We start from the raw sequence: 19,162 nt of genomic DNA, 5'->3' as shown, positions 1-19,162 counted from the left end.
GACCTGTCATTTCACTTGTTGGATTGTCATGCTTTCGCCCAGCCCCGTCCGGTGGCCACCGCCCCACTCACCGGTGACCACCGTGGACCGCACGGAGCAGCACGTCAGCGCCCGTTCCGCCCCTAAGGTGCCAACCCCGGCACCCCGGAGCGAGGCGCGACCGCGCACACGCGGTTTCTCGGAAGGACCTGTACGTGAAGCGATCGCTCGCAGCCGGCGCCGTACTCTCCGCCACCGCCCTCCTCACCGGCGTCATCCAGGTGAGCACCGCCGCCCAGGCCACTCCCACCCCCTCGGTCCAGGCCCAGGCCGCCGAGCACCGGGCCGGCCTGATCGCCCTGGCGAACGGCGAGACCGGTCCGCTGACCAAGGCACTCGGCCTCGGCGGCAAGGAGACCCTGGTGGCCAAGGACGCCGTGGTGGACGCCGACGGCACCCGCCACCTCCGCTTCGAGCGCACCTACGCCGGACTCCCGGTGCTGGGCGGCGACCTGGTCGTGCACCAGGCCGCCGGCGGCGCCGTCGAGGCCGTGGACAAGGCCGTCGCCGCGACGATCGCGGTGCCGAGCCTGACGCCGAGCATCCCCGCCGACAAGGCCGCCGCCCAGGCCTCCGGCGCGGTCGCCTCCAGCGTCGGCATCGCCGCCGACAAGGACGAGTCCCCGCTCGCCGAGGTGCACCGGGCCGGTGCCGCCGAGCTGGTCGTCTGGGCCGCCGACGGCAACCCGCGGCTGGCGTACCGGACCACCGTCCAGGGCGTGCGCGCCGACGGCACCCCGAGCAGCCAGCTGCTGGTCACCGACGCCGCCAGCGGCGAGGTGCTCTCCACCCACGAGCAGGTGCAGACCGCCACCGGCACCGGCAAGGGCGTCTTCGTCGGCAGCGTCCCGCTGACCACCACCAAGAGCGGCTCCACCTATCAGCTGAAGGACGCCTCCCGCGGCGGGCAGTCCACCAGCGACCTCAAGGGCAGGACCACCGGCTCCGGCACCCTCTTCACCGACGCCGACAACGCGTGGGGCGACGGCACCGCCGCCAACCGCCAGTCGGCCGCGGTGGACGCCCAGTTCGGCGCGGCGGCCACCTGGGACTTCTACAAGAACACCTTCGGCCGCAGCGGCATCAAGAACAACGGCGTCGGCGCCACCAGCCGGGTCCACTACGGGCGCAACTACGTCAACGCGTTCTGGGACGACTCCTGCTTCTGCATGACCTACGGCGACGGCAGCGGCAACACCAACCCGCTGACCGCGCTGGACGTCGCGGGCCACGAGATGACCCACGGCGTCACCTCGGCCACCGCCGGCCTGAACTACTCGGGCGAGTCCGGCGGCCTCAACGAGGCCACCTCGGACATCTTCGGCACCATGGTCGAGTGGTCCGCCAACCTCCCCGCCGACAAGCCGGACTACCTCATCGGCGAGGAGATCGACATCAACGGCGACGGCACGCCGCTGCGCTACATGGACAAGCCCTCCAAGGACGGCGGCTCGGCCGACGCCTGGTCCTCCTCGGTCGGCGGCCTGGACGTCCACTACTCCTCGGGCGTGGGCAACCACTTCTTCTACCTGCTGGCCGAGGGCAGCGGCGCGAAGACCGTCAACGGCGTCGCGTACAACAGCCCGACCTCCAACGGCTCGACGCTCACCGGCATCGGCCGCGACAAGGCCGCGGCGATCTGGTACCGCGCGCTGACGGTCTACTTCACCTCGACCACCAACTACAAGGCGGCCCGCACCGGCACCCTGAGCGCCGCCAAGGACCTCTACGGCGCCGGCAGCACCGAGTACAACGCGGTCGCGGCCGCGTGGAGCGGCGTCAACGTCAACTGACGCGCGGTCCGACGGACGTCCGGGGCCCTCACTGGGAGGGGAGGCCCCGGACGTCCGTCCGTTTCCCGCCCGCTTCCTCCCCGCCCGCTTCCTCCCCACCCGTTCCTCCCCCGCCCGCTCCTTCGCCGCCCGCTCCTGCCCCACCCGTTCTCCCCACGCCCGCGTAGCAAGACCGGCGGAGGCCGACAAGGCCCGCCGCTGGCGGGATCACGCCAGCGGACGAAAGCGGACAACCGGCACAACCGTCGCACGGCCAACACCCGTTCGGGCCGTGGCGAGACCTGGCCAATACCCCGTCGCTCCCTGTTGTTCGCCGAACTGACTTGTCATGCTTCTGCCCAAGCCCCGTCCGGACGTCCGTCGCCCCACCCACCGACGGACCGTCAGGCCGCACGGAGCAGCACGTCAACGCCCTACCGCCCCACGGCGCCAACCCCGGCGCCCCGGTACGCGGCGTGACCGCGCACCCGCGGTTTCGTGGAAGGAACCCCGCACGTGAAGCGAAAGCTGACAGCCGGCGCCGTACTCTCCGCCTCCGCACTTCTGGCCGGCGCCATCCAGGTCGCCGCCGCCCCCGCCCAGGCCGCCCCCGTCCTGCAGCGCGACGCGATCATCTCCCTGGCCGGCCAGCAGGCCGCGCCGGTGGCGAAGGCCCTGGGCCTCGGCGGCCAGGAGCAGCTGGTCGTCAAGGACGCGATCGTGGACGCCAACGGCACCCGCCACCTGCGCTACGACCGGACCTACGCCGGTCTGCCGGTCCTGGGCGGCGACCTCATCGTCCACCAGAGGGCGAACGGCACCGTCGCCTCGGTGGACCGCGCCTTCGACGGCCGGCTCTCGCTGCCGAGCCTGACCCCGAAGCTCTCCGCCGGCACCGCCTCCACCCAGGCCGTCGACTCGGTCCGGGCCACCGTCGGCATCGCCCCGGCCGACGAGGACGCGTCCCCGGTCAGCCGGGTCGACGGCGCGAGCAGCCCGACCCTGGTGGTCTGGGCGGGCGGCGGCAGCCCGCGGCTGGCCTACCAGACCGTGGTCCACGGCGAGCGCGCCGACGGCACCCCGAGCAGCCAGCGGCTGGTCACCGACGCCGCCACCGGCCAGCTGCTCTCCACCCACGAGGAGGTGCAGACCGCCACCGGCACCGGCAAGGGCGTGCACGTCGGGACGGTGACCCTGACCACCACCCAGAGCGGGTCCACCTACCAGCTCAAGGACGCGTCCCGCGGCAACCAGTGGACCGGCAACGCCAAGAGCGGCAACGCGCTGTACACCGACGCGGACAACAACTGGGGCAACGGCACCGCCGCGGACACCCAGTCCGCCGCGGTCGACGCGCAGTTCGGCACCGGGGCGACCTGGGACTACTACAAGGCCAAGTTCAACCGGAACGGCATCAAGAACAACGGTGTCGGCGCCAGCAACCGGGTGCACTACGGCAACGCCTACGTCAACGCGTTCTGGCAGGACTCCTGCTTCTGCATGACCTACGGCGACGGCACCAACAACACCAACCCGCTGACCGCCATCGACGTGGCCGGCCACGAGATGAGCCACGGCGTCACGGCGGCGACCGCCAACCTCACCTACTCCGGCGAGTCCGGTGGCCTCAACGAGGCCACCTCGGACATCTTCGGCACCATGGTCGAGTGGTACGCCAACCTGCCCTCGGACGTGCCGGACTACCTGATCGGCGAGAAGATCAACATCTTCGGCAACGGTCAGCCGCTGCGCTACATGGACAAGCCCTCCAAGGACGGCTCGTCCAAGGACTCCTGGTACTCCGGGATCGGCAGCATCGACGTCCACTACTCCTCGGGTGTCGCCAACCACTTCTTCTACCTGCTGTCCGAGGGCAGCGGCGCGAAGGTGATCAACGGCGTCAGCTACAACAGCCCGACCTCCAACGGCTCCACGATCACCGGCATCGGCCGCGACAAGGCCGCCGCGATCTGGTACCGCGCGCTGACGACCTACTTCACCTCCAGCACCAACTACAAGGCCGCCCGTACCGGCACCCTGAACGCCGCCAAGGACCTCTACGGCGCCGGCAGCGTGGAGTACAACACGGTGGCCGCGGCCTGGAGCGCGGTGAACGTCAACTAGCCGAGACCGGACCACTCCCGGAAAGGCGACAGGCTGCCGGGGCCCACTGGGAGAGGGGGCCCCGGCAGCCTGTCGGCGTCGGGCGTCGGGAGAGCTCGCGCGGGCAGGTCAGGCCGCGGCCGGCACCGCGGCCGCGGCCCCGGCACGCTCCTCCTTGGCGAGCATCCGCTCGGCCACGAAGCCGCCGCCGGGCAGCACCGACAGGACGAACAGCACGGCGCCGCGCTTGACGTCCCACTTCTGCGACTGCCAGGCCATGATCCAGAAGACCACGTAGAGGATGAACAGGATCCCGTGGACCGCGCCCATCACCGGCACGCCGTTGAAGCTGGTGGTGCGCTTGAGCACCGAGCAGAGCAGCAGGAGCAGGAACGAGACCCCTTCGGGGCCGGAGACCAGGCGCAGGCGGTGGACGGCGCTGCTGTTCACGATGGGTACCTCGATACGGGGGCTCGGAGATCGCTTGTGAACCGGCTCACAAGCATCCGCCCCATTATCACCGAGCACATGTCCGACCCCGCCCCCGGGGGTGCGCGGGGCGGACTCCGGGCGACCGCTTTGTACCGGACGCGTACCAGAACCCGGCCTCCCCCTCCCCGGCCCGGCCCGCCGACCGCTACATTGCGGCCGTGGCACAGTTTCGACTCCAGGGGTCCAAGACGCTCGCCGTCGACATGACCGGCGACCTCGTGAAGGCCAAGAACGGTTCAATGGTCGCGTACACCGGCCAGATGAACTTCAAGAAGCTCAGCGGTGGCGGTGACGGCATCCGCGGCATGGTGACCCGTCGGCTCACCGGCGAGCAGATGACGGTCATGGAGGTGAAAGGACAGGGCACCTGCTACTTCGCCGACCAGGCCACCGAGATCAACCTGGTGCGGCTGAACGGCGAGACGCTCTACGTCGAGTCCGACAATCTGCTCTGCACCGAGGGCACGCTCAAGACCGGTACCAGCTTCACCGGCCTGAACGGCGTCTCCTCCGGCAACGGCCTGTTCACCACCAAGGTCGAGGGGCACGGCTGGGCCGCCGTCACCTCCAAGGGGCCGGCGATCATCCTCCGGGTGTCCCAGGGCATGCCGCTGCGGGTCGACCCCGGGGCGTACGTCGCGCACACCGGCAACCTCAACCGCTCCATCAAGTCCGGCGCCGGCTGGAGCACCTTCATCGGCGAGGGCGGCGGCGAGGCCGTCCAGGTGGAGTTCACCGGCGAGGGACTGGTCTACGTGCAGCCCTCCGAGAAGCTGACCGTCGGGGGTGACGTCTGATGGCGTTCACGAAGATCAACAGCAAGATGATCGAGGCCCGGGTCGTGCCCGGCCAGCGGCTGTTCAGCCAGCGCGGCGCGATGCTCGCGTACTCCGGCGAGGTGCGGTTCACGCCGAACATCACCGGCGGCCAGGGCGGCGTCATGTCGATGATCGGCCGCCGGGTGGCCAACGAGGACACCCCGCTGATGACCGTCGAGGGCCAGGGCACCGTGATGTTCGGCCACGGCGGCCACCACGTCCAGGTGATCGACCTGACCGGCGACACCCTGTACGTCGAGGCCGACCGGCTGCTCGCCTTCGAGGGCTCGCTGCAGCAGTCCACCATGTTCATGGGCTCGCAGGGCGGCGTGATGGGCATGGTCCGGGGCCAGGTGACCGGCCAGGGCCTGTTCACCACCAAGCTGGACGGCCACGGCGCGGTCGCGGTGATGGCGCACGGCGGCGTCTTCGAGCTGCCGATCACCCCGCACCAGCCGGTGCACGTCGACCCGCAGGCCTATGTCGCGCACCGGGGCCAGGTCCAGAACAAGCTGTCGACCGCGCTGGGGTGGCGCGACATGATCGGCCGCGGCTCCGGCGAGGCGTTCCAGCTGGAGCTGTCGGGGCACGGCACGGTGTACGTGCAGGCGAGCGAGGAGAAGCTCTGATGTCCTACCCGCCGCAGCCCCCGTACGGGCAGCCCCAGGACCCGTACGGGCAGTCCCCGTACGGCCAGCCGACCCAGCCCGGCCACCCCGCCGCACCGCCGCCCGGCTACCCGCCGCAGGGCTACCCCCAGCAGGGCCAGCAGCCGTACCCCCCGCAGGGCTACCCGCAGCAGGGCGGCTACCCGCCGCCCCCGCAGCAGGGCTACCCGGCCCAGCCGCCGCAGCAGTACGCCCAGGAGCAGTACGGCGGCGCCCAGGCCCCGCTGCCCAAGGCGCAGGACGGCACCGGGCCGGTCGTCCACGACGTGCACAGCCTGCCGTCCAACGACAACGTCAACCCGTACGCCTTCTCGGTGGACCTCAACGGCTCGTACTTCCTGCAGAAGGGCAAGATGGTCGCCTACTACGGCGACATCTCCTTCAAGGGCGTCGGCGCCGGCGCGATCGACCGGATGCTCGGGCAGCACTTCAACTCGCCGATGCACGCGGCGGACTGGGTGGTCGCCGAGGGCCGCGGCAAGCTGCTGCTGGCCGACCGGGCCTTCGACCTCAACTCCTACGACCTGGAGGAGGGGAACCTGACGGTCCGCTCGGGGAACCTGCTGGCCTACGAGCCCACCCTGCGGCTCAAGCAGTCGATCATCCCGGGCTTCCTGACCCTGATCGGCAGCGGCAAGTTCGTCGCCGCCTCGAACGGGCCGGTGCACTTCGTCGAGCCGCCGATCCGGGTGGACCCGCAGGCGCTGGTCGGCTGGGCGGACTGCCCGGCGCCGTGCCACCACTACGACCACGACTACATGCACGGCGTGATCGGCGGCCTGCGCCGGCTCACCGGGCTGGGCGGGGCCTCCGGCGAGGAGCACCAGTTCGAGTTCATCGGTTCCGGCCAGGTGCTGCTCCAGTCCAGCGAGGTGCTGATGGCCGAGCGCGCCGTCGGCCAGGTGCACGCCGAGGCCGGGGTGCCGATGGGCGGGGTGCCGGGCCAGCACGGCGCCGGCCACGGCGGCAGCCAGCTGCCGAACGTGAACGTGCCCGGTCTCGGTAACCTGGGCGACCTCGGGCGGCGCTTCGGGCTCTGACCCGCTCCGCCCGCCCCTCACCGCTCGCCGATCCGGCCGCGGCGCCGCGCCTCCCGCGCGGCGCCGCGGCCGGATCGCGACGCCCCCGGTCGTGTGAACGCCGGTAAAGTCGTACAACATTGAACTAAGTGCGCTATCGTAGAACCATGGACACGCACACCGTCGACCCGGCAGACGCCCCGGCCCCGCAGCCCGGAGGGCCCGAGGAGGAGACCCCCTGGCTGACCGTCCGGGAGCAACGGTTGTGGCGCGCCCACCTGGAGGTCGCCAAGCTGCTGGAGTACCAGCTGAGCCGCGAGCTCCAGCCGCACAACCTGGCGATCAACGACTACGAGATCCTGGTCGTGCTCTCCGAGGCGCCCGAGCGGCGGCTGCGGATGACCGACCTGGCCACCGCCACCCTCCAGTCGAAGAGCCGGCTCTCGCACCAGATCACCCGCATGGAGAACGCCGGACTGGTGCTGCGCCAGGAGTGTCCCGGCGACCGCCGCGGCCTCTACGCCAACCTCACCGAGCAGGGCTGGGAGACCATGCAGCGGGTCGCGCCCTGCCACGTGCGCAGCGTCCGGGCCCACTTCATCGACCGCCTCGCACCCGAGCAGCTCGACGCGATGTACGAGGCGCTCGCCCCTGTCGCCGAGCACCTGCGCGGCCTGCGCGGACGCGGCTGAGCACCCCGCCCCCGACGGGTCCCCGCGGCCCGGCGCCCCCGACCGGGGTGCCGGGCCGCGGCGCGGGCTCAGCCCCTGGTCAGGCCCGCCACCAGCCGGTCGGCCGCGCCGTACGGGTCCAGCTCGCCGGCCACCACCTTCTCGGCCAGCGCGGCCAGCTGCCGGTCGCCGTGCAGGTCGCCGATCCGGGAGCGCAGCGCGGCCAGCGCGATCGCCTCGATCTCCTGGGCGGCCCGACGGCGGCGCCGGACCTCCAGCTCGCCGTGCTCCTCCAGCCAGGCGCGGTGCTTCTCCAGCGCCTCCACGACCTCGTCGACGCCCTCGCCCCGGGCCGCCACGGTCTTGACGATCGGCGGGCGCCAGGCCCCCGCGTCGCGGGCCTCGCCGAGGCCCAGCATGTGGTTCAGCTCCCTGGCGGTGGCGTCGGCGCCGTCCCGGTCGGCCTTGTTGACCACGAACAGGTCGCCGATCTCCAGGATCCCGGCCTTGGCTGCCTGGATGCCGTCGCCCATCCCGGGGGCGAGCAGCACCACCGAGGTGTCGGCCTGCGCGGCGATCTCCACCTCGGACTGGCCGACGCCCACGGTCTCGACCAGGATCACGTCGCAGCCGGCCGCGTCCAGCACCCGCAGCGCCTGCGGGGCGGCCCAGGACAGCCCGCCCAGGTGGCCCCGGGTGGCCATCGAGCGGATGAACACCTCGGGGTCGGTGGCGTGGTCCTGCATCCGGACCCGGTCGCCGAGCAGCGCGCCGCCGGAGAACGGCGAGGACGGGTCGACCGCCAGTACGCCGACCCGCTTGCCCAGCCGCCGGTAGGCGGAGACCAGCGCCGAGGTGGAGGTGGACTTGCCCACGCCCGGCGAGCCGGTCAGCCCGACCGTGTAGGCGTGCCCGGTGTGCGGCGCCAGCGCGGCCATCACCTCGCGCAGCTCCGGCGCGGCGTTCTCGACCAGTGAGATCAGGCGGGCGACGGCCCGCGGACGGCCCTGCCGGGCCTGCTCGACCAGGGTCGGCACATCGATCATGGGTGGGTCTCCTTGCGCCGAAGGGCTGCGCCCCGCTTGTGGCGGTGCGCAGCCCCGGTGTGGTTCGGTCGGTGGGCCGGTACGGGTCAGGCCTTGGGGACCCGCACGATCAGCGCGTCGCCCTGGCCGCCGCCGCCGCAGAGCGCGGCCGCGCCGATGCCGCCACCGCGGCGCTTCAGCTCCAGCGCGAGGTGCAGCACGACCCGGGCGCCGGACATCCCGATCGGGTGACCCAGCGCGATCGCGCCGCCGTTGACGTTGACGATCTCCGAGGAGACGCCGAGGTCCTTGGTCGACTGGTGGGCGACGGCGGCGAAGGCCTCGTTGATCTCGATCAGGTCGAGGTCCTCGACCGCGATGCCCTCCTTGGCCACCGCGTGCTTGATCGCGTTGGACGGCTGCGACTGCAGCGAGTTGTCCGGGCCCGCGACATTGCCGTGCGCGCCGATCTCGGCGATCCAGCTCAGGCCCAGCTCCTCGGCCTTGGCCTTGCTCATCACGACCACGGCGGCGGCGCCGTCCGAGATCTGCGAGGAGGTGCCGGCGGTGATGGTGCCGTCCTTGGTGAACGCCGGGCGCAGCCGGGCCAGGCCCTCGACCGTGGTGTCGGCGCGGATGCCCTCGTCCTGGCCGAACACGACCGGCTCGCCCTTGCGCTGCGGGATCTCCACCGGGACGATCTCGGCGTCGAAGATGCCGTCGGCCTGCGCCTTGGCCGCGCGCTGGTGCGAGGCGGCGGCGATCTCGTCCTGGACGTCGCGCGGGATGCCGAGCCGGGCGTTGTGCTTCTCGGTGGACTCGCCCATCGGGATGTTCTCGTAGGCGTCGGTCAGGCCGTCGTGGGCCATCGCGTCGAGCAGCTCGATCGCGCCGTACTTGTAGCCCTCGCGGGACTTCGGCAGCAGGTGCGGGGCGTTGGTCATCGATTCCTGGCCGCCGGCCACCACGATGTCGAACTCGCCGGCCCGGATCAGCTGGTCGGCCAGCGCGATGGCGTCCAGGCCGGAGAGACACACCTTGTTGATGGTGAGCGCCGGGACGTTCAGCGGGATGCCGGCCTTGACGGCGGCCTGGCGGGCCGGGATCTGGCCGGCGCCGGCCTGCAGCACCTGGCCCATGATCACGTACTGGACCTGGTCGCCGGTGATGCCGGACCGCTCCAGCGCGGCCTTGATGGCGAAAGCGCCGAGTTCCGCGCCGGAGAAGCCCTTCAGGGAGCCGAGCAGCCGGCCCATCGGGGTCCGTGCCCCGGCAACGATCACAGAGGTGGTGTTGGTCATGGGACGAGCCCCTTCGCACGTCGTGGCCAGGTGGAGGATTCCGCTCAATCTACTGACCTGTTACCCGCCCGTCACCGGACCCGTAGTGTGATCGAGCGCACTGGCACGGTCCGGTCAACACCGTGCCGACCCGGCCCGGGTGAACCCTGCCGGGCCCGTGTGAGCAGACTCGCACCCCGATCGGTGGCGCTGCCGACCGTCATGCGCTGCACTGTTGCCGTCCTGTCGCGCCCGAACCCCATCGGAGGCCATCCGTGCTCACCCGCATCGACCACATCGGCATCGCCTGCCGGGACCTCGACAAGACGGTCGAGTTCTACCGCGCCACCTACGGCTTCGAGGTGTTCCACAGCGAGGTCAACGAGGAGCAGGGAGTCCGCGAGGCCATGCTCAGGATCAACGACACCGGCGACGGCGGTGCCTCCTTCCTCCAGCTGCTGGAGCCGATCCGGGAGGACTCCCCGGTCGGCAAGTGGCTGGCCAAGAACGGCGAGGGCGTCCACCACATCGCCTTCGGTACCGCCGATGTCGACGCCGACTCCGAGGAGATCCGCGCCAAGGGCGTCCGGGTGCTCTACGACGAGCCGCGGATCGGCTCGATGGGCTCGCGGATCACCTTCCTGCACCCCAAGGACTGCGGCGGGGTGCTGACCGAGCTGGTCACCGCCGCCCTGCCGGGCGCGCACGAGGGCCACTGACGGCTCCCCCGGGTGCCGCCGCGGTGCGGCACCCGGCCCTCCGGGGGCCCCCGCCGCGGCCGTGACCGGCCGGTAACCTCGGCGGTCGGGCCGGAAAACCCCCACGCGACCGTTCCCCCGCCACACGCTCCCACTACAATGCCCAGGTGCGCGAAGACTCCGGGGGACGGAGACGACGGGCACGGCCGAAGACAGGCCCGCCCGCCCAGGTGGGAGGCCCGTCGCAGGGGAGTCCACTACGCGGGCACGGCTGAACAGTCGCAAGACGGATCTGTCACCATTCTCCACAAGGCAAGAGTTCGCCCAGGAGTCCACCCGGACGGGGGAATGCGGATCGACCGCGCTCCCACGCCCCGGACTCCGACGACGCGGCGGAGGTTCCCGGTACGACGGGGGCGTCCGGACGTCCGCGATGCAAGGACCAGTCGGAACGGCGCCCGGACCACGGGAGCGGACCGGCCGGGTCGAGGACGCGACCAGGAGATGGATGGGACCGCGGAGTGCGGGGCTACGACCGCTACGAGGTTGACGATCACCTCTCCCAGTTCGAGGCCGAGATGGATCGGACTCGGAAGGAGCGGGACAAGTCAGTCGAGCATGCCGAGGACCTCGCCTACCAGGTGGAGGTGCTCCGGGCCAAGCTGCACGAATCCCGCCGGATGCTCGCCCAGCCGCGCGCCTTCGACGCCGTCTCCGGCCAGGCCGAGCAGATGCTCCGCACGGCCGAGATGCAGGCCCAGCAGCTGCGCGCCGACGCCGAGCGCCAGCTGCGCGACTCCCAGGCCGCGACCCAGCGGATCATGGCCGAGACCGCCGAGCGCACCGCCCGGCTGGAGGCCGAGCTGGCCGCCCGCCGCCGCCAGCTGGAGGACGAGCTCGCCGAGCTGCGGCGCACCGCCGAGCAGCACGTCAACGAGAACGTCAGCTGGGCCGAGCAGGCCCGGGCCGGCACCGAGCAGGAGGCCCAGCGCCTGCTCCAGGAGGCCCGCGCCGAGGCCGACCGGCTGATGGCCGCGGCCCGTGCCGAGGCCGCCGCCCTCTCCGACCACGCCCGCGCGCAGACCGCCGCGGACGTGGACGCCGCCCGCGGCGAGGCCCAGGCCGCCGCCGAGGCCGCCCTCCACCGCGCCCAGAACGACGCCGAGCGGCTGCTGCGGGCCGCCTCCGAGCAGGCCCAGCAGGCCGGCGCCCAGGCCGCCGCCGATGTGGACGCCGCCCGCGGCGAGGCCCAGCTGCAGCTCGCCGTCGCGCACGCCGCCGCCGAGCAGGAGCTGGCCGCCGCCCGCGCCGAGATCGGCCGGCTCACCGAGGTCGCGGCCGCCGAGCAGGCCCGCGCCGAGCAGCAGTTGTCCCACGCCCAGGCGGAGATAGCACGACTGCGCGCCGAGGTCGCCGCCGAGGCCGAGCGGGCCCGGCAGGAGGCCGCCGAGCTGCGCGCCAGGACCGAGGCCGCCGCCGAGCAGCTCCAGGCCGCGGCGGAGGCCGCCGCCGAGCAGCGGGTCGCGGACGGCGAGGCCGCCAGCGAGCAGCGCTCGCAGACCGCCCGCGCCGAGGTCGCCCGGATGGTCGCCCAGGCCACCAAGGAGGCCGACGCGATCCGCGCGCAGGCCGCCACCCGCAAGGCCGAGGCGGACGCCGCCAAGGCCGCCGCCTCCGAGGAGAGCGAGCGGCTGCGCGCCACCGCCGAGTCGGTGGCCGGACAGCTGCGCTCCGAGGCCGAGGCCGCGATCGCCGAGATGCGGGCGCGGGCCGAGCAGGACGTCGCCGAACTGCGGGCCCAGGCCGAAAGCGCCGCCGAGCGGCTGCGCGGCGAGGCCGAGGAGGCCGGCCGGGCGGCCGGTGCCGCGGAGGCAGCCGCCCACCTGGCCAAGGCCGCCAAGAACGCCGAGGAGATGCTCGACCGGGCCGACCGGGACTCCGAGGCCACCCGCGCCGGGGCGACCGCCGAGGCCGAGCGGATCCGGACCGAGGCCGCCGCCGAGGCCGAGCGGCTGCGCGAGCAGGCCCGGGCCGCGGTCGAGGCCGCCCAGAACGCCGCCCTGGACGACGCCGCCGCGATCCGCGAGCGGATCCAGGAGATGCAGGACGAGGCCGCCCGGCTGCGTGCCGAGGCGGAGGAACTGCGCGCCCAGGCCGCCGCCGAGGCGGAGCGGGTGCGCGGCGAGGCCCGCCGGCAGGCCGTGGTGCAGATCGAGGAGTCGGCGAAGACCGCCGAGGAGCTGCTCGCTACGGCCAAGTCCGACGCGGACGAGCTGCGCTCCGGCGCCGCCGCCGAGATCGAGCGGCTGCGCGAGCGGGCCAAGGAGCAGGCCGCCGAGACCCAGGGCCGGGCCGAGCAGACCCTGGAGCGGGCCCGCGCCGAGGCCTCGAAGATCACCGCCACGGCCGAGCAGCAGGGCCAGGACGCCCTCACCGCCGCCAAGGCCGCGGCCGCCGAGAACCGCTCCGCCGCCGAGCGGGAGACCGCCGAACTGCGCCGCGAGGCAACCGAGTTCGACCAGCAGCTGCGGGCCGCGGCGAACGCCGCCGCACAGGCCCTGCGGGCCGACGCCCAGACCGAGGCGAACGCCGTCCGGGACGCCGCCGTCGGCGCCGCCGAGCGGCTGCGCACCGAGACCGACACCGAGACCGCCCGCAGCCGGGCCGAGGCCCGGTCCGCCGCCGAGGAACTGCGCGAGGAGAGCCGCCGCGAGCGCGAGGAGGCCTCCGCCGGGCTGCTCCGGGAGCGCGAGGAGACCGCCGAGCAGCTGGCCGCCGCCAAGGCGGCGCGCGAGCAGGCCGAGGCCGCCGCCGAGGAGCTGGCCGGACGCACCGCCGCCGAGGCCGCCGCCGTCCGCGAGGCCGCCGACACCCACGCCGAACGCGTCCGCACCGAGGCCGAGACCGCCGCCGCCGAGCTCACCGAACGCACCACCGCCGAGACCACCCGGCTCCGGGCCGAGGCCGAGCGGGCCCTGGAGTCCGCCGGGGCCGCGGCCGAGCAGCTCCGGGCCGAGGCCGAGGCTGCCGCCGAGCAGCTCCGGGCCGACAGCGAGGCCGCCGCAGAGCAGCTCCGCACCGAGACCGAAGCCGCCGCAGAGCAGCTCCGGGCCGACAGCGAAGCCGCCGCCGAGGAGCTGGCCGGACGCACCGCCGCCGAGGCCGCCGCCGTCCGCGAGGCCGCCGACACCCACGCCGAACGCGTCCGCACCGAGGCCGAGACCGCCGCCGCCGAGCTCACCGAACGCACCACCGCCGAGACCACCCGGCTCCGGGCCGAGGCCGAGGCCGCCGCGGCGGAGCTGCGCGAGCGGGCCGAGGCCGAGCGCACGCTCGCCGACGAGCAGGCCGCGACCGTCCGCGCCGAGGCCGGCCGCGAGCTGTCCGAGGCCAGGGCCACGGCCGCGACGATCCGGGCCGAGGCCGCCGAGGAGCTGGAGCAGGCCCGGCGCGACGGCGAGGAGCTGGTCGCCGCGGCCGGGGCCGAGGCCGCCGCGCTGGTCGAGGCCGCCGAGGAGGAGGCCGCCGAGGTCCGCCAGTCGGTGGCCGGGCTGCACGAGACCGCCTCCCAGCAGATCGCCGAACTCCGGGCCACCGCCGAGCGGGAGACCGCGGAACTCCGCGAGCAGGCCGAGCGGGCCGCCGCCGAACTGCGCGACACCGCCGACCGGGAGACCACCGAACTGCGGGCGCTGGCCGACCGCGAGACCGCCGAGCTGCGCGACACGGTCGAGCACGAGGTGGCGGAGCTGCGCGCCGCCGCCGAGCGGGACACCGCCGACCTGCGGGCCCGCACCGAGGCCGAGACCACCGCGCTGCGCGAGCAGACCGAGCTGGAACTGGCCGCCGAGCGCGAGTCCGCCGAGGCCGAGCTGACCCGGCACCGGGCCGAGGCCCTGGCCTGGGACGAGCAGCTGCGCGCCGCGGCGGACGACACCCTGCGCGCCGCCCAGGAGGCCGCCGAGCGTCAGCGTGCCGAGGCCGAGGAGCTGGCCGCCCGGACGGTGGCCGCCGGCGAGGACCGGGCCGCCGCCGGTATCGCCGAGGCGGAGGAGTTCGCCGCCGCGCTGCGGGCCGAGGCCGAGGAGTACGCGCTCGCCACCCGCACCCTCGCCGACGGCTACGACGCCGACACCCACGCCCGCGCCGACGCCTACGACGCGGACACCCGCGAGACCGCCGAGCAGTTCGACAGGTCCACCCGCGAGCACGCCAAGTCCGTGCTGGAGAAGGCCTTCGCGGACGCCGAGTCGCTCGGCGAGGACGCCCGCACCACCGCCCTGGCCACCACCGCCGCCGCCGAGGAGCAGGCCGACGCGATGGTCGCCGCCGCCCGCAAGGAGGCCGACCGGCTGGTCGCGGCCGGCGAGGCCACCGGGCAGGAGGCAGTCGAGAAGGGCCGCTCGGACGCCGACGCGCTGCTCTCCGAGGCCCGCCGGGACGCCACCGCGATCCGCGAGCGCGCCGAGGAGCTGCGCGAGCGCACCGACGCCGAGGTCGAGGCCCTGCACGAGCGCGCCCGCAAGGAGAACGCGCAGGCCATGAAGTCGGCCGGCGAGCGGGTGGACGCCCTGGTGACCGCCGCCCAGGACCAGCTGACCGAGGCCGAGGAGCAGGCGGTCGCCACCGTCGCCGAGGCCGAGGACCGCGCGGCCGCCCTGGTCGCGGGCGCCGAGGACCGCGCCAACGAGCTGACCTCGGAGGCGTCGAGCGAGGCCAGCAAGGTCCGGCTGTCCGCCGTCCGCAAGGCCGAGGGCCTGCTGAAGGAGGCCGAGACCAAGCTCGCCAGCTCCACCGACCGCGCCGAGGCCCTGATCGTCAAGGCCGAGGCCAAGCTGAAGTCCTCCCAGGACGAGGCGGAGGAGCGGCTGGAGTCGGCCGCCGCCGAGGCCGAGAAGCGGCTGCGGGCCGCCGACCGGACCGCGGACGAGCAGATCGAACTCGCCCGCGCGGAGGCCGAGCGGCTGCTCGCCGAGGCCAGGGCCGAGGCGCAGCGGGTCACCGACGAGGGCCGGCGCGAGCTGGACGAACTGGTGCGCCGGCGCAAGGACATCAACACCGAGATCTCCAGGGTCCAGGACGTGCTGTCCGCGCTGGAGGCCTTCGAGGCACCGTCACCGGTCGCGCAGGCAAACGGGGGAAGTAGCAAGAAGGACGGGAGTGCCAAGGCCGGTGCCGGAATTGGCTCTCCCCGATCGGGTGGCAATCGCTCCAAGAGCGCACCACCCGATTGAGCGGACATTGTCCGCAGGACAACGGCGTTTCGCGGCCGACACTCCGGTACCGTGTCAGGATTCCCTCAACCACCTCAGCGGTTTGACGACAGGAAGCCCAGAACCCCATGAGCGACAGTCACTCCCCTCACGGCTTCGACCTGGTGCGCCGTGGGTACGAGCGTGCCCAGGTCGACGAGCGGATCACCAAGCTGGTGGCCGACCGTGACAGTGCCTTGACCCGGATCAGCGCACTCGAGAAGCGCATCGAGGAACTCCACCTGGAGACCCAGACCGCCCAGGCGGCGGTCGCCGAGGCGGAGCCGTCGTACGCCGGTCTCGGCGCCCGGGTCGAGAAGATCCTGCGCCTCGCCGAGGAGGAGGCCAAGGACCTGCGCGAGGAGGCGCACCGCGCCGCCGAGCAGCACCGCGAGCTCGCCGAGGCCGCCGCCCAGCAGGTCCGCACCGAGGCCGAGAACTACGCCAAGGACCGCAAGGCCAAGGCGGAGGACGAGGGTCTGCGGATCGTCGACAAGGCCAAGAGCGACTCCGCCCAGCTGCGCGCCGAGGCCAACAAGGACGCGCAGAACAAGCGCGAGGAGGCGGACGCCCTCTTCGAGGAGACCCGCACCAAGGCCGCCCAGGCCGCGCTGGAGTTCGAGACCAACCTGGCGAAGCGCCGCGAGCAGTCCGAGCGCGACCTGGCCGCCCGTCAGGCCAAGGCCGAGAAGCGGCTGGCCGAGATCGAGCACCGGGCCGAGCAGCTGCGCCTGGAGGCCGAGAAGCTGCGCACCGACGCCGAGCGCCGCGCCCGCCAGACCGTCGAGACGGCCCAGCGCCAGTCCGAGGACATCGTGGCCGACGCCAACGCCAAGGCCGACCGCATCCGCAGCGAGTCCGAGCGCGAGCTGGCGGCGCTCACCAACCGCCGCGACAGCATCAACGCCCAGCTGACCAACGTCCGCGAGATGCTGGCGACGCTGACCGGCGCGGCCGTGGCCGCCGCCTCGCTGCCGAACGACGACACCATGGGCGTGCCCGCCCAGCAGTCGCGCTGACGCACCCCGCGAGCCACGACGGCCCCCGCCCCTCCCGGGCGGGGGCCGTCCGGCTTCCCCGGAACAGGCTTCAGGAGTTGTCCGACAGCCCGTAGCGCGGGTAGGCGCCGTCGGGCCGCTGGTGGCCGTGGCTCAGCTGGTTGCCCTCGTCGTCCGAGACGGTGCCGAACCACGAGGTGCACCAGACCGACACCGAGTCCGGCCAGTACTGCACCTCGAACGGGTGCCCCGGTCCGTAGTCGCCGTACGAGGTGACGATGAACGTCTCCCCCGGGCGCATCCAGTAGTCCTCCCCCAGCGGCTCCAGGGTCAGTTCGAGCAGCCCCTCGCCCCGGTTCGTCAACGGGATCCGGCCCGTCACCTCCAGGGCGGAGAAGTCCCAGCCGCCGGCATCCGCGTGTTCCTCCGTCATCCCTCCGCCACCACCCGCTCCAGCAGCCGGCGCACGACCGCGTCGAAGGCCTCCGGCGCCTCGATCGCGCTCAGGTGCCCCACCCGGGGCAGCACGGTCAGCTCGGCGTCCGGCAGGGCCCGCGCCATCAGCTCGGCCTCGGTGACGGGCATCAGCGCGTCCTCCGCGCCCGCCAGCACGGCCGCCGGGACCCGCACCCCGGCCAGGACGTCCAGCCGCTCCGGACGGGCCGCCATGGCCCGCTGCGCCCAGGCGACGGTGGCCGGCGGGGCGGTGGCGATCATCGCCTCCACCCGGTCCACCAGGTGCTGGGAGTCCGGCCCGAGCTGGCCGGCCGCCGTCCGCTCGTCGAGCAGCAGCCGGACGCTGTCCCGGGCCAGCACCGCGGCGGCGATCCGCTCCCGGTTGGTCCTGGCCGCCACGGGGTCGGCGGTGGCCTTGGTATTGGCCAGCAGCAGGCCCGCCAGCCGGTCGGGGTGGCGCTCGGCGAAGGCCAGCGCCACGTAGCCGCCCATGGAGAGCCCGCCGAGCACCGCCCGGTCGATCCCGGCGGCGTCCAGCAGCCGGGCCACGTCGTCGGCGACGGTGTCCAGCGAGGGCTCCTCGGAGCCCAGCCCGGCACCGCCGAAGCCGCGCTGGTCCGGGGCCACCACCCGGGCCCGGTCCCCGGTCGGGCCGGGCAGCGTCTCCAGTTGGGCGGACCACATGGCGGCACTGAGCGGAAAGGCGTGCAGCAGCACGAGGGGAGTTCCGGTACCGCTCTCGCGGACCGACACTGCGGAGGGGAGCTGGGTCATGGGGCCACCGTATTCCGGTGCGCCCGGCGGGCCCACTCAGCGGGCCACCTTGTCCGCTTTGTCATAGCCTGACGGAGAGTAAGGGAGCAGCGATGATCGAGTTGCACGACCTGACCAAACGTTACGGCTCGACCCTGGCCGTCGACCGGCTGAGCTTCGTGGTCCCGCAGGGCGTGGTCACCGGGTTCCTGGGGCCCAACGGTGCCGGGAAGTCCACCACGATGCGCATGATCCTCGACCTCGACCGCCCCACCGGCGGCCGGGTCACCATCGACGGCAGGAGGTACGGACAGCTGAGCGAACCGCTCAAGTACATCGGCGCGCTGCTGGAGGCCAAGGCCGTCCACCCCGGCCGCACCGCCCGGGACCACCTGCTCTGGCTCGCCCAGAGCAACCGGATCCCCGAGCGCCGGGTGGACGAGGCGCTCTCCCTGGTCGGCCTCACCCCGGTCGCCCGCAAGCGGGCCCGGGGCTTCTCGCTCGGCATGGGCCAGCGCCTCGGCATCGCCTGCGCGCTGCTCGGGGACCCGGAGATCCTGATGTTCGACGAACCGGTCAACGGGCTCGACCCGGAGGGCATCCTCTGGATCCGCAACCTCATGAAGCGGCTCGCCGCCGAGGGCCGGACCGTCTTCGTCTCCTCCCACCTGATGAGCGAGATGGCCGTCACCGCGGACCACCTGGTGGTCATCGGCCGGGGCCGGCTGCTGGCCGACCTGCCGATGGCCGAATTCATCCGGCGCAACTCCCGCTCCGCCGTCCGGCTGCGCACCCCGCAGCCCGAGCGGCTGCTCGACGCGCTGTCCGGCGCCGGTCTGCGGCACGAGGCGGGCCCGACGGGCTCGGTCGAGGTGGTCGACGGCGACCTCGCCGCGCTCGGCGAGCTGGCCGCCGCGAACGGCGTGGTGCTGCACGAACTCAGCCCGCAGCAGGCCTCGTTGGAGGAGGCGTTCATGCAGATGACGGCCGACTCGGTGGAGTACCACGCCGGCGACGGGCCGGGCCGGGACGCGGCCGGCGCACCCGGCGTCTGGGGCGCCGACTGGAAGGGCGGGACGGCGGAGCAGCCGGCCGCCACCGGCACGGAGGAGAACTGA

The 19,162-nt window shown here is 73.5% G+C and carries 15 protein-coding genes; 10 read left to right on the top strand and 5 right to left on the bottom strand.

Annotation, left to right across the window (positions count from 1 at the left end; genetic code table 11):
* The first annotated feature begins 194 nt into the window (after positions 1–194).
* Both OG715_RS27080 and OG715_RS27075 read left to right on the top strand, forming a co-directional pair.
* The gene (locus OG715_RS27080) at positions 195–1,832 is read left to right on the top strand and encodes a M4 family metallopeptidase (RefSeq protein WP_266271531.1); all 1,638 of its coding nucleotides are present in this window, start codon (positions 195–197) and stop codon (positions 1,830–1,832) included.
* Positions 1,833–2,327: 495 nt separating this feature from the next.
* Complete coding sequence (locus OG715_RS27075; RefSeq protein WP_266271530.1) at positions 2,328–3,935, top strand: M4 family metallopeptidase; 1,608 nt, start codon at positions 2,328–2,330, stop codon at positions 3,933–3,935.
* Positions 3,936–4,043: 108 nt separating this feature from the next.
* Here the strand turns inward: OG715_RS27075 and OG715_RS27070 are convergent, their stop codons facing one another.
* Positions 4,044–4,367, bottom strand: coding sequence for a DUF3817 domain-containing protein (locus tag OG715_RS27070; protein ID WP_266271847.1), 324 nt, complete (start codon positions 4,365–4,367; stop codon positions 4,044–4,046).
* Positions 4,368–4,564: 197 nt separating this feature from the next.
* Between OG715_RS27070 and OG715_RS27065 the strand changes: the two genes are divergently transcribed.
* The 4 genes from OG715_RS27065 (at position 4,565) to OG715_RS27050 (ending at position 7,603) form a co-directional block, all read left to right on the top strand.
* Positions 4,565–5,203, top strand: a complete 639-nt coding sequence (locus OG715_RS27065) for an AIM24 family protein (RefSeq protein WP_078879803.1) — start codon at positions 4,565–4,567, stop codon at positions 5,201–5,203.
* Positions 5,203–5,853 (top strand): AIM24 family protein, encoded by a 651-nt coding sequence (locus tag OG715_RS27060; protein ID WP_266271528.1) that lies wholly within the window; start codon positions 5,203–5,205, stop codon positions 5,851–5,853. Before OG715_RS27065 ends, OG715_RS27060 begins: the two co-directional genes overlap by 1 nt.
* Before the next feature lie 263 nt (positions 5,854–6,116).
* Positions 6,117–6,932, top strand: a complete 816-nt coding sequence (locus OG715_RS27055; RefSeq protein WP_266271846.1) for an AIM24 family protein — start codon at positions 6,117–6,119, stop codon at positions 6,930–6,932.
* A gap of 146 nt (positions 6,933–7,078) precedes the next feature.
* On the top strand, positions 7,079–7,603 hold the full coding sequence (locus OG715_RS27050; protein ID WP_266271527.1) for a MarR family winged helix-turn-helix transcriptional regulator: 525 nt from the start codon (positions 7,079–7,081) through the stop codon (positions 7,601–7,603).
* A 68-nt stretch (positions 7,604–7,671) separates the two neighbouring features.
* On the opposite strand, the gene meaB is transcribed toward OG715_RS27050, so the two are convergent.
* Positions 7,672–8,628, bottom strand: a complete 957-nt coding sequence (gene meaB / locus OG715_RS27045) for a methylmalonyl Co-A mutase-associated GTPase MeaB (protein WP_266271526.1) — start codon at positions 8,626–8,628, stop codon at positions 7,672–7,674.
* An 86-nt stretch (positions 8,629–8,714) separates the two neighbouring features.
* Positions 8,715–9,908, bottom strand: a complete 1,194-nt coding sequence (locus tag OG715_RS27040; protein ID WP_266271525.1) for an acetyl-CoA C-acetyltransferase — start codon at positions 9,906–9,908, stop codon at positions 8,715–8,717.
* A gap of 254 nt (positions 9,909–10,162) precedes the next feature.
* Between OG715_RS27040 and mce the strand changes: the two genes are divergently transcribed.
* The 3 genes from mce to OG715_RS27025 all read left to right on the top strand — a co-directional run bounded on the left by mce (position 10,163) and on the right by OG715_RS27025 (position 16,856).
* Positions 10,163–10,606, top strand: coding sequence for a methylmalonyl-CoA epimerase (gene mce, locus OG715_RS27035; RefSeq protein ID WP_266271523.1), 444 nt, complete (start codon positions 10,163–10,165; stop codon positions 10,604–10,606).
* A 557-nt stretch (positions 10,607–11,163) separates the two neighbouring features.
* Positions 11,164–15,819: a hypothetical protein gene (locus OG715_RS27030; protein ID WP_266271522.1), complete on the top strand. Its 4,656-nt coding sequence runs from the start codon at positions 11,164–11,166 to the stop codon at positions 15,817–15,819.
* A 107-nt stretch (positions 15,820–15,926) separates the two neighbouring features.
* Positions 15,927–16,856 (top strand): coiled-coil domain-containing protein, encoded by a 930-nt coding sequence (locus OG715_RS27025; RefSeq protein ID WP_030302799.1) that lies wholly within the window; start codon positions 15,927–15,929, stop codon positions 16,854–16,856.
* A 70-nt stretch (positions 16,857–16,926) separates the two neighbouring features.
* Here OG715_RS27025 and OG715_RS27020 read toward each other — a convergent pair whose 3' ends face one another.
* Positions 16,927–17,268, bottom strand: coding sequence for a hypothetical protein (locus OG715_RS27020; protein ID WP_266271521.1), 342 nt, complete (start codon positions 17,266–17,268; stop codon positions 16,927–16,929).
* Positions 17,265–18,065: an alpha/beta fold hydrolase gene (locus OG715_RS27015; RefSeq protein WP_266271520.1), complete on the bottom strand. Its 801-nt coding sequence runs from the start codon at positions 18,063–18,065 to the stop codon at positions 17,265–17,267. The genes OG715_RS27020 and OG715_RS27015 overlap by 4 nt, the downstream gene beginning before the upstream one ends.
* Positions 18,066–18,157: 92 nt before the next feature.
* Here OG715_RS27015 and OG715_RS27010 point away from each other — a divergent pair, with 92 nt between their 5' ends.
* Positions 18,158–19,162, top strand: coding sequence for an ABC transporter ATP-binding protein (locus OG715_RS27010; protein ID WP_266271519.1), 1,005 nt, complete (start codon positions 18,158–18,160; stop codon positions 19,160–19,162).

Origin of the sequence: Kitasatospora purpeofusca (assembly GCF_036010405.1) — a bacterium.
In the GTDB taxonomy this organism is placed as follows: Bacteria; Actinomycetota; Actinomycetes; order Streptomycetales; family Streptomycetaceae; genus Kitasatospora; species Kitasatospora purpeofusca.
This window is presented reverse-complemented; position numbering and strand designations above follow the sequence as displayed.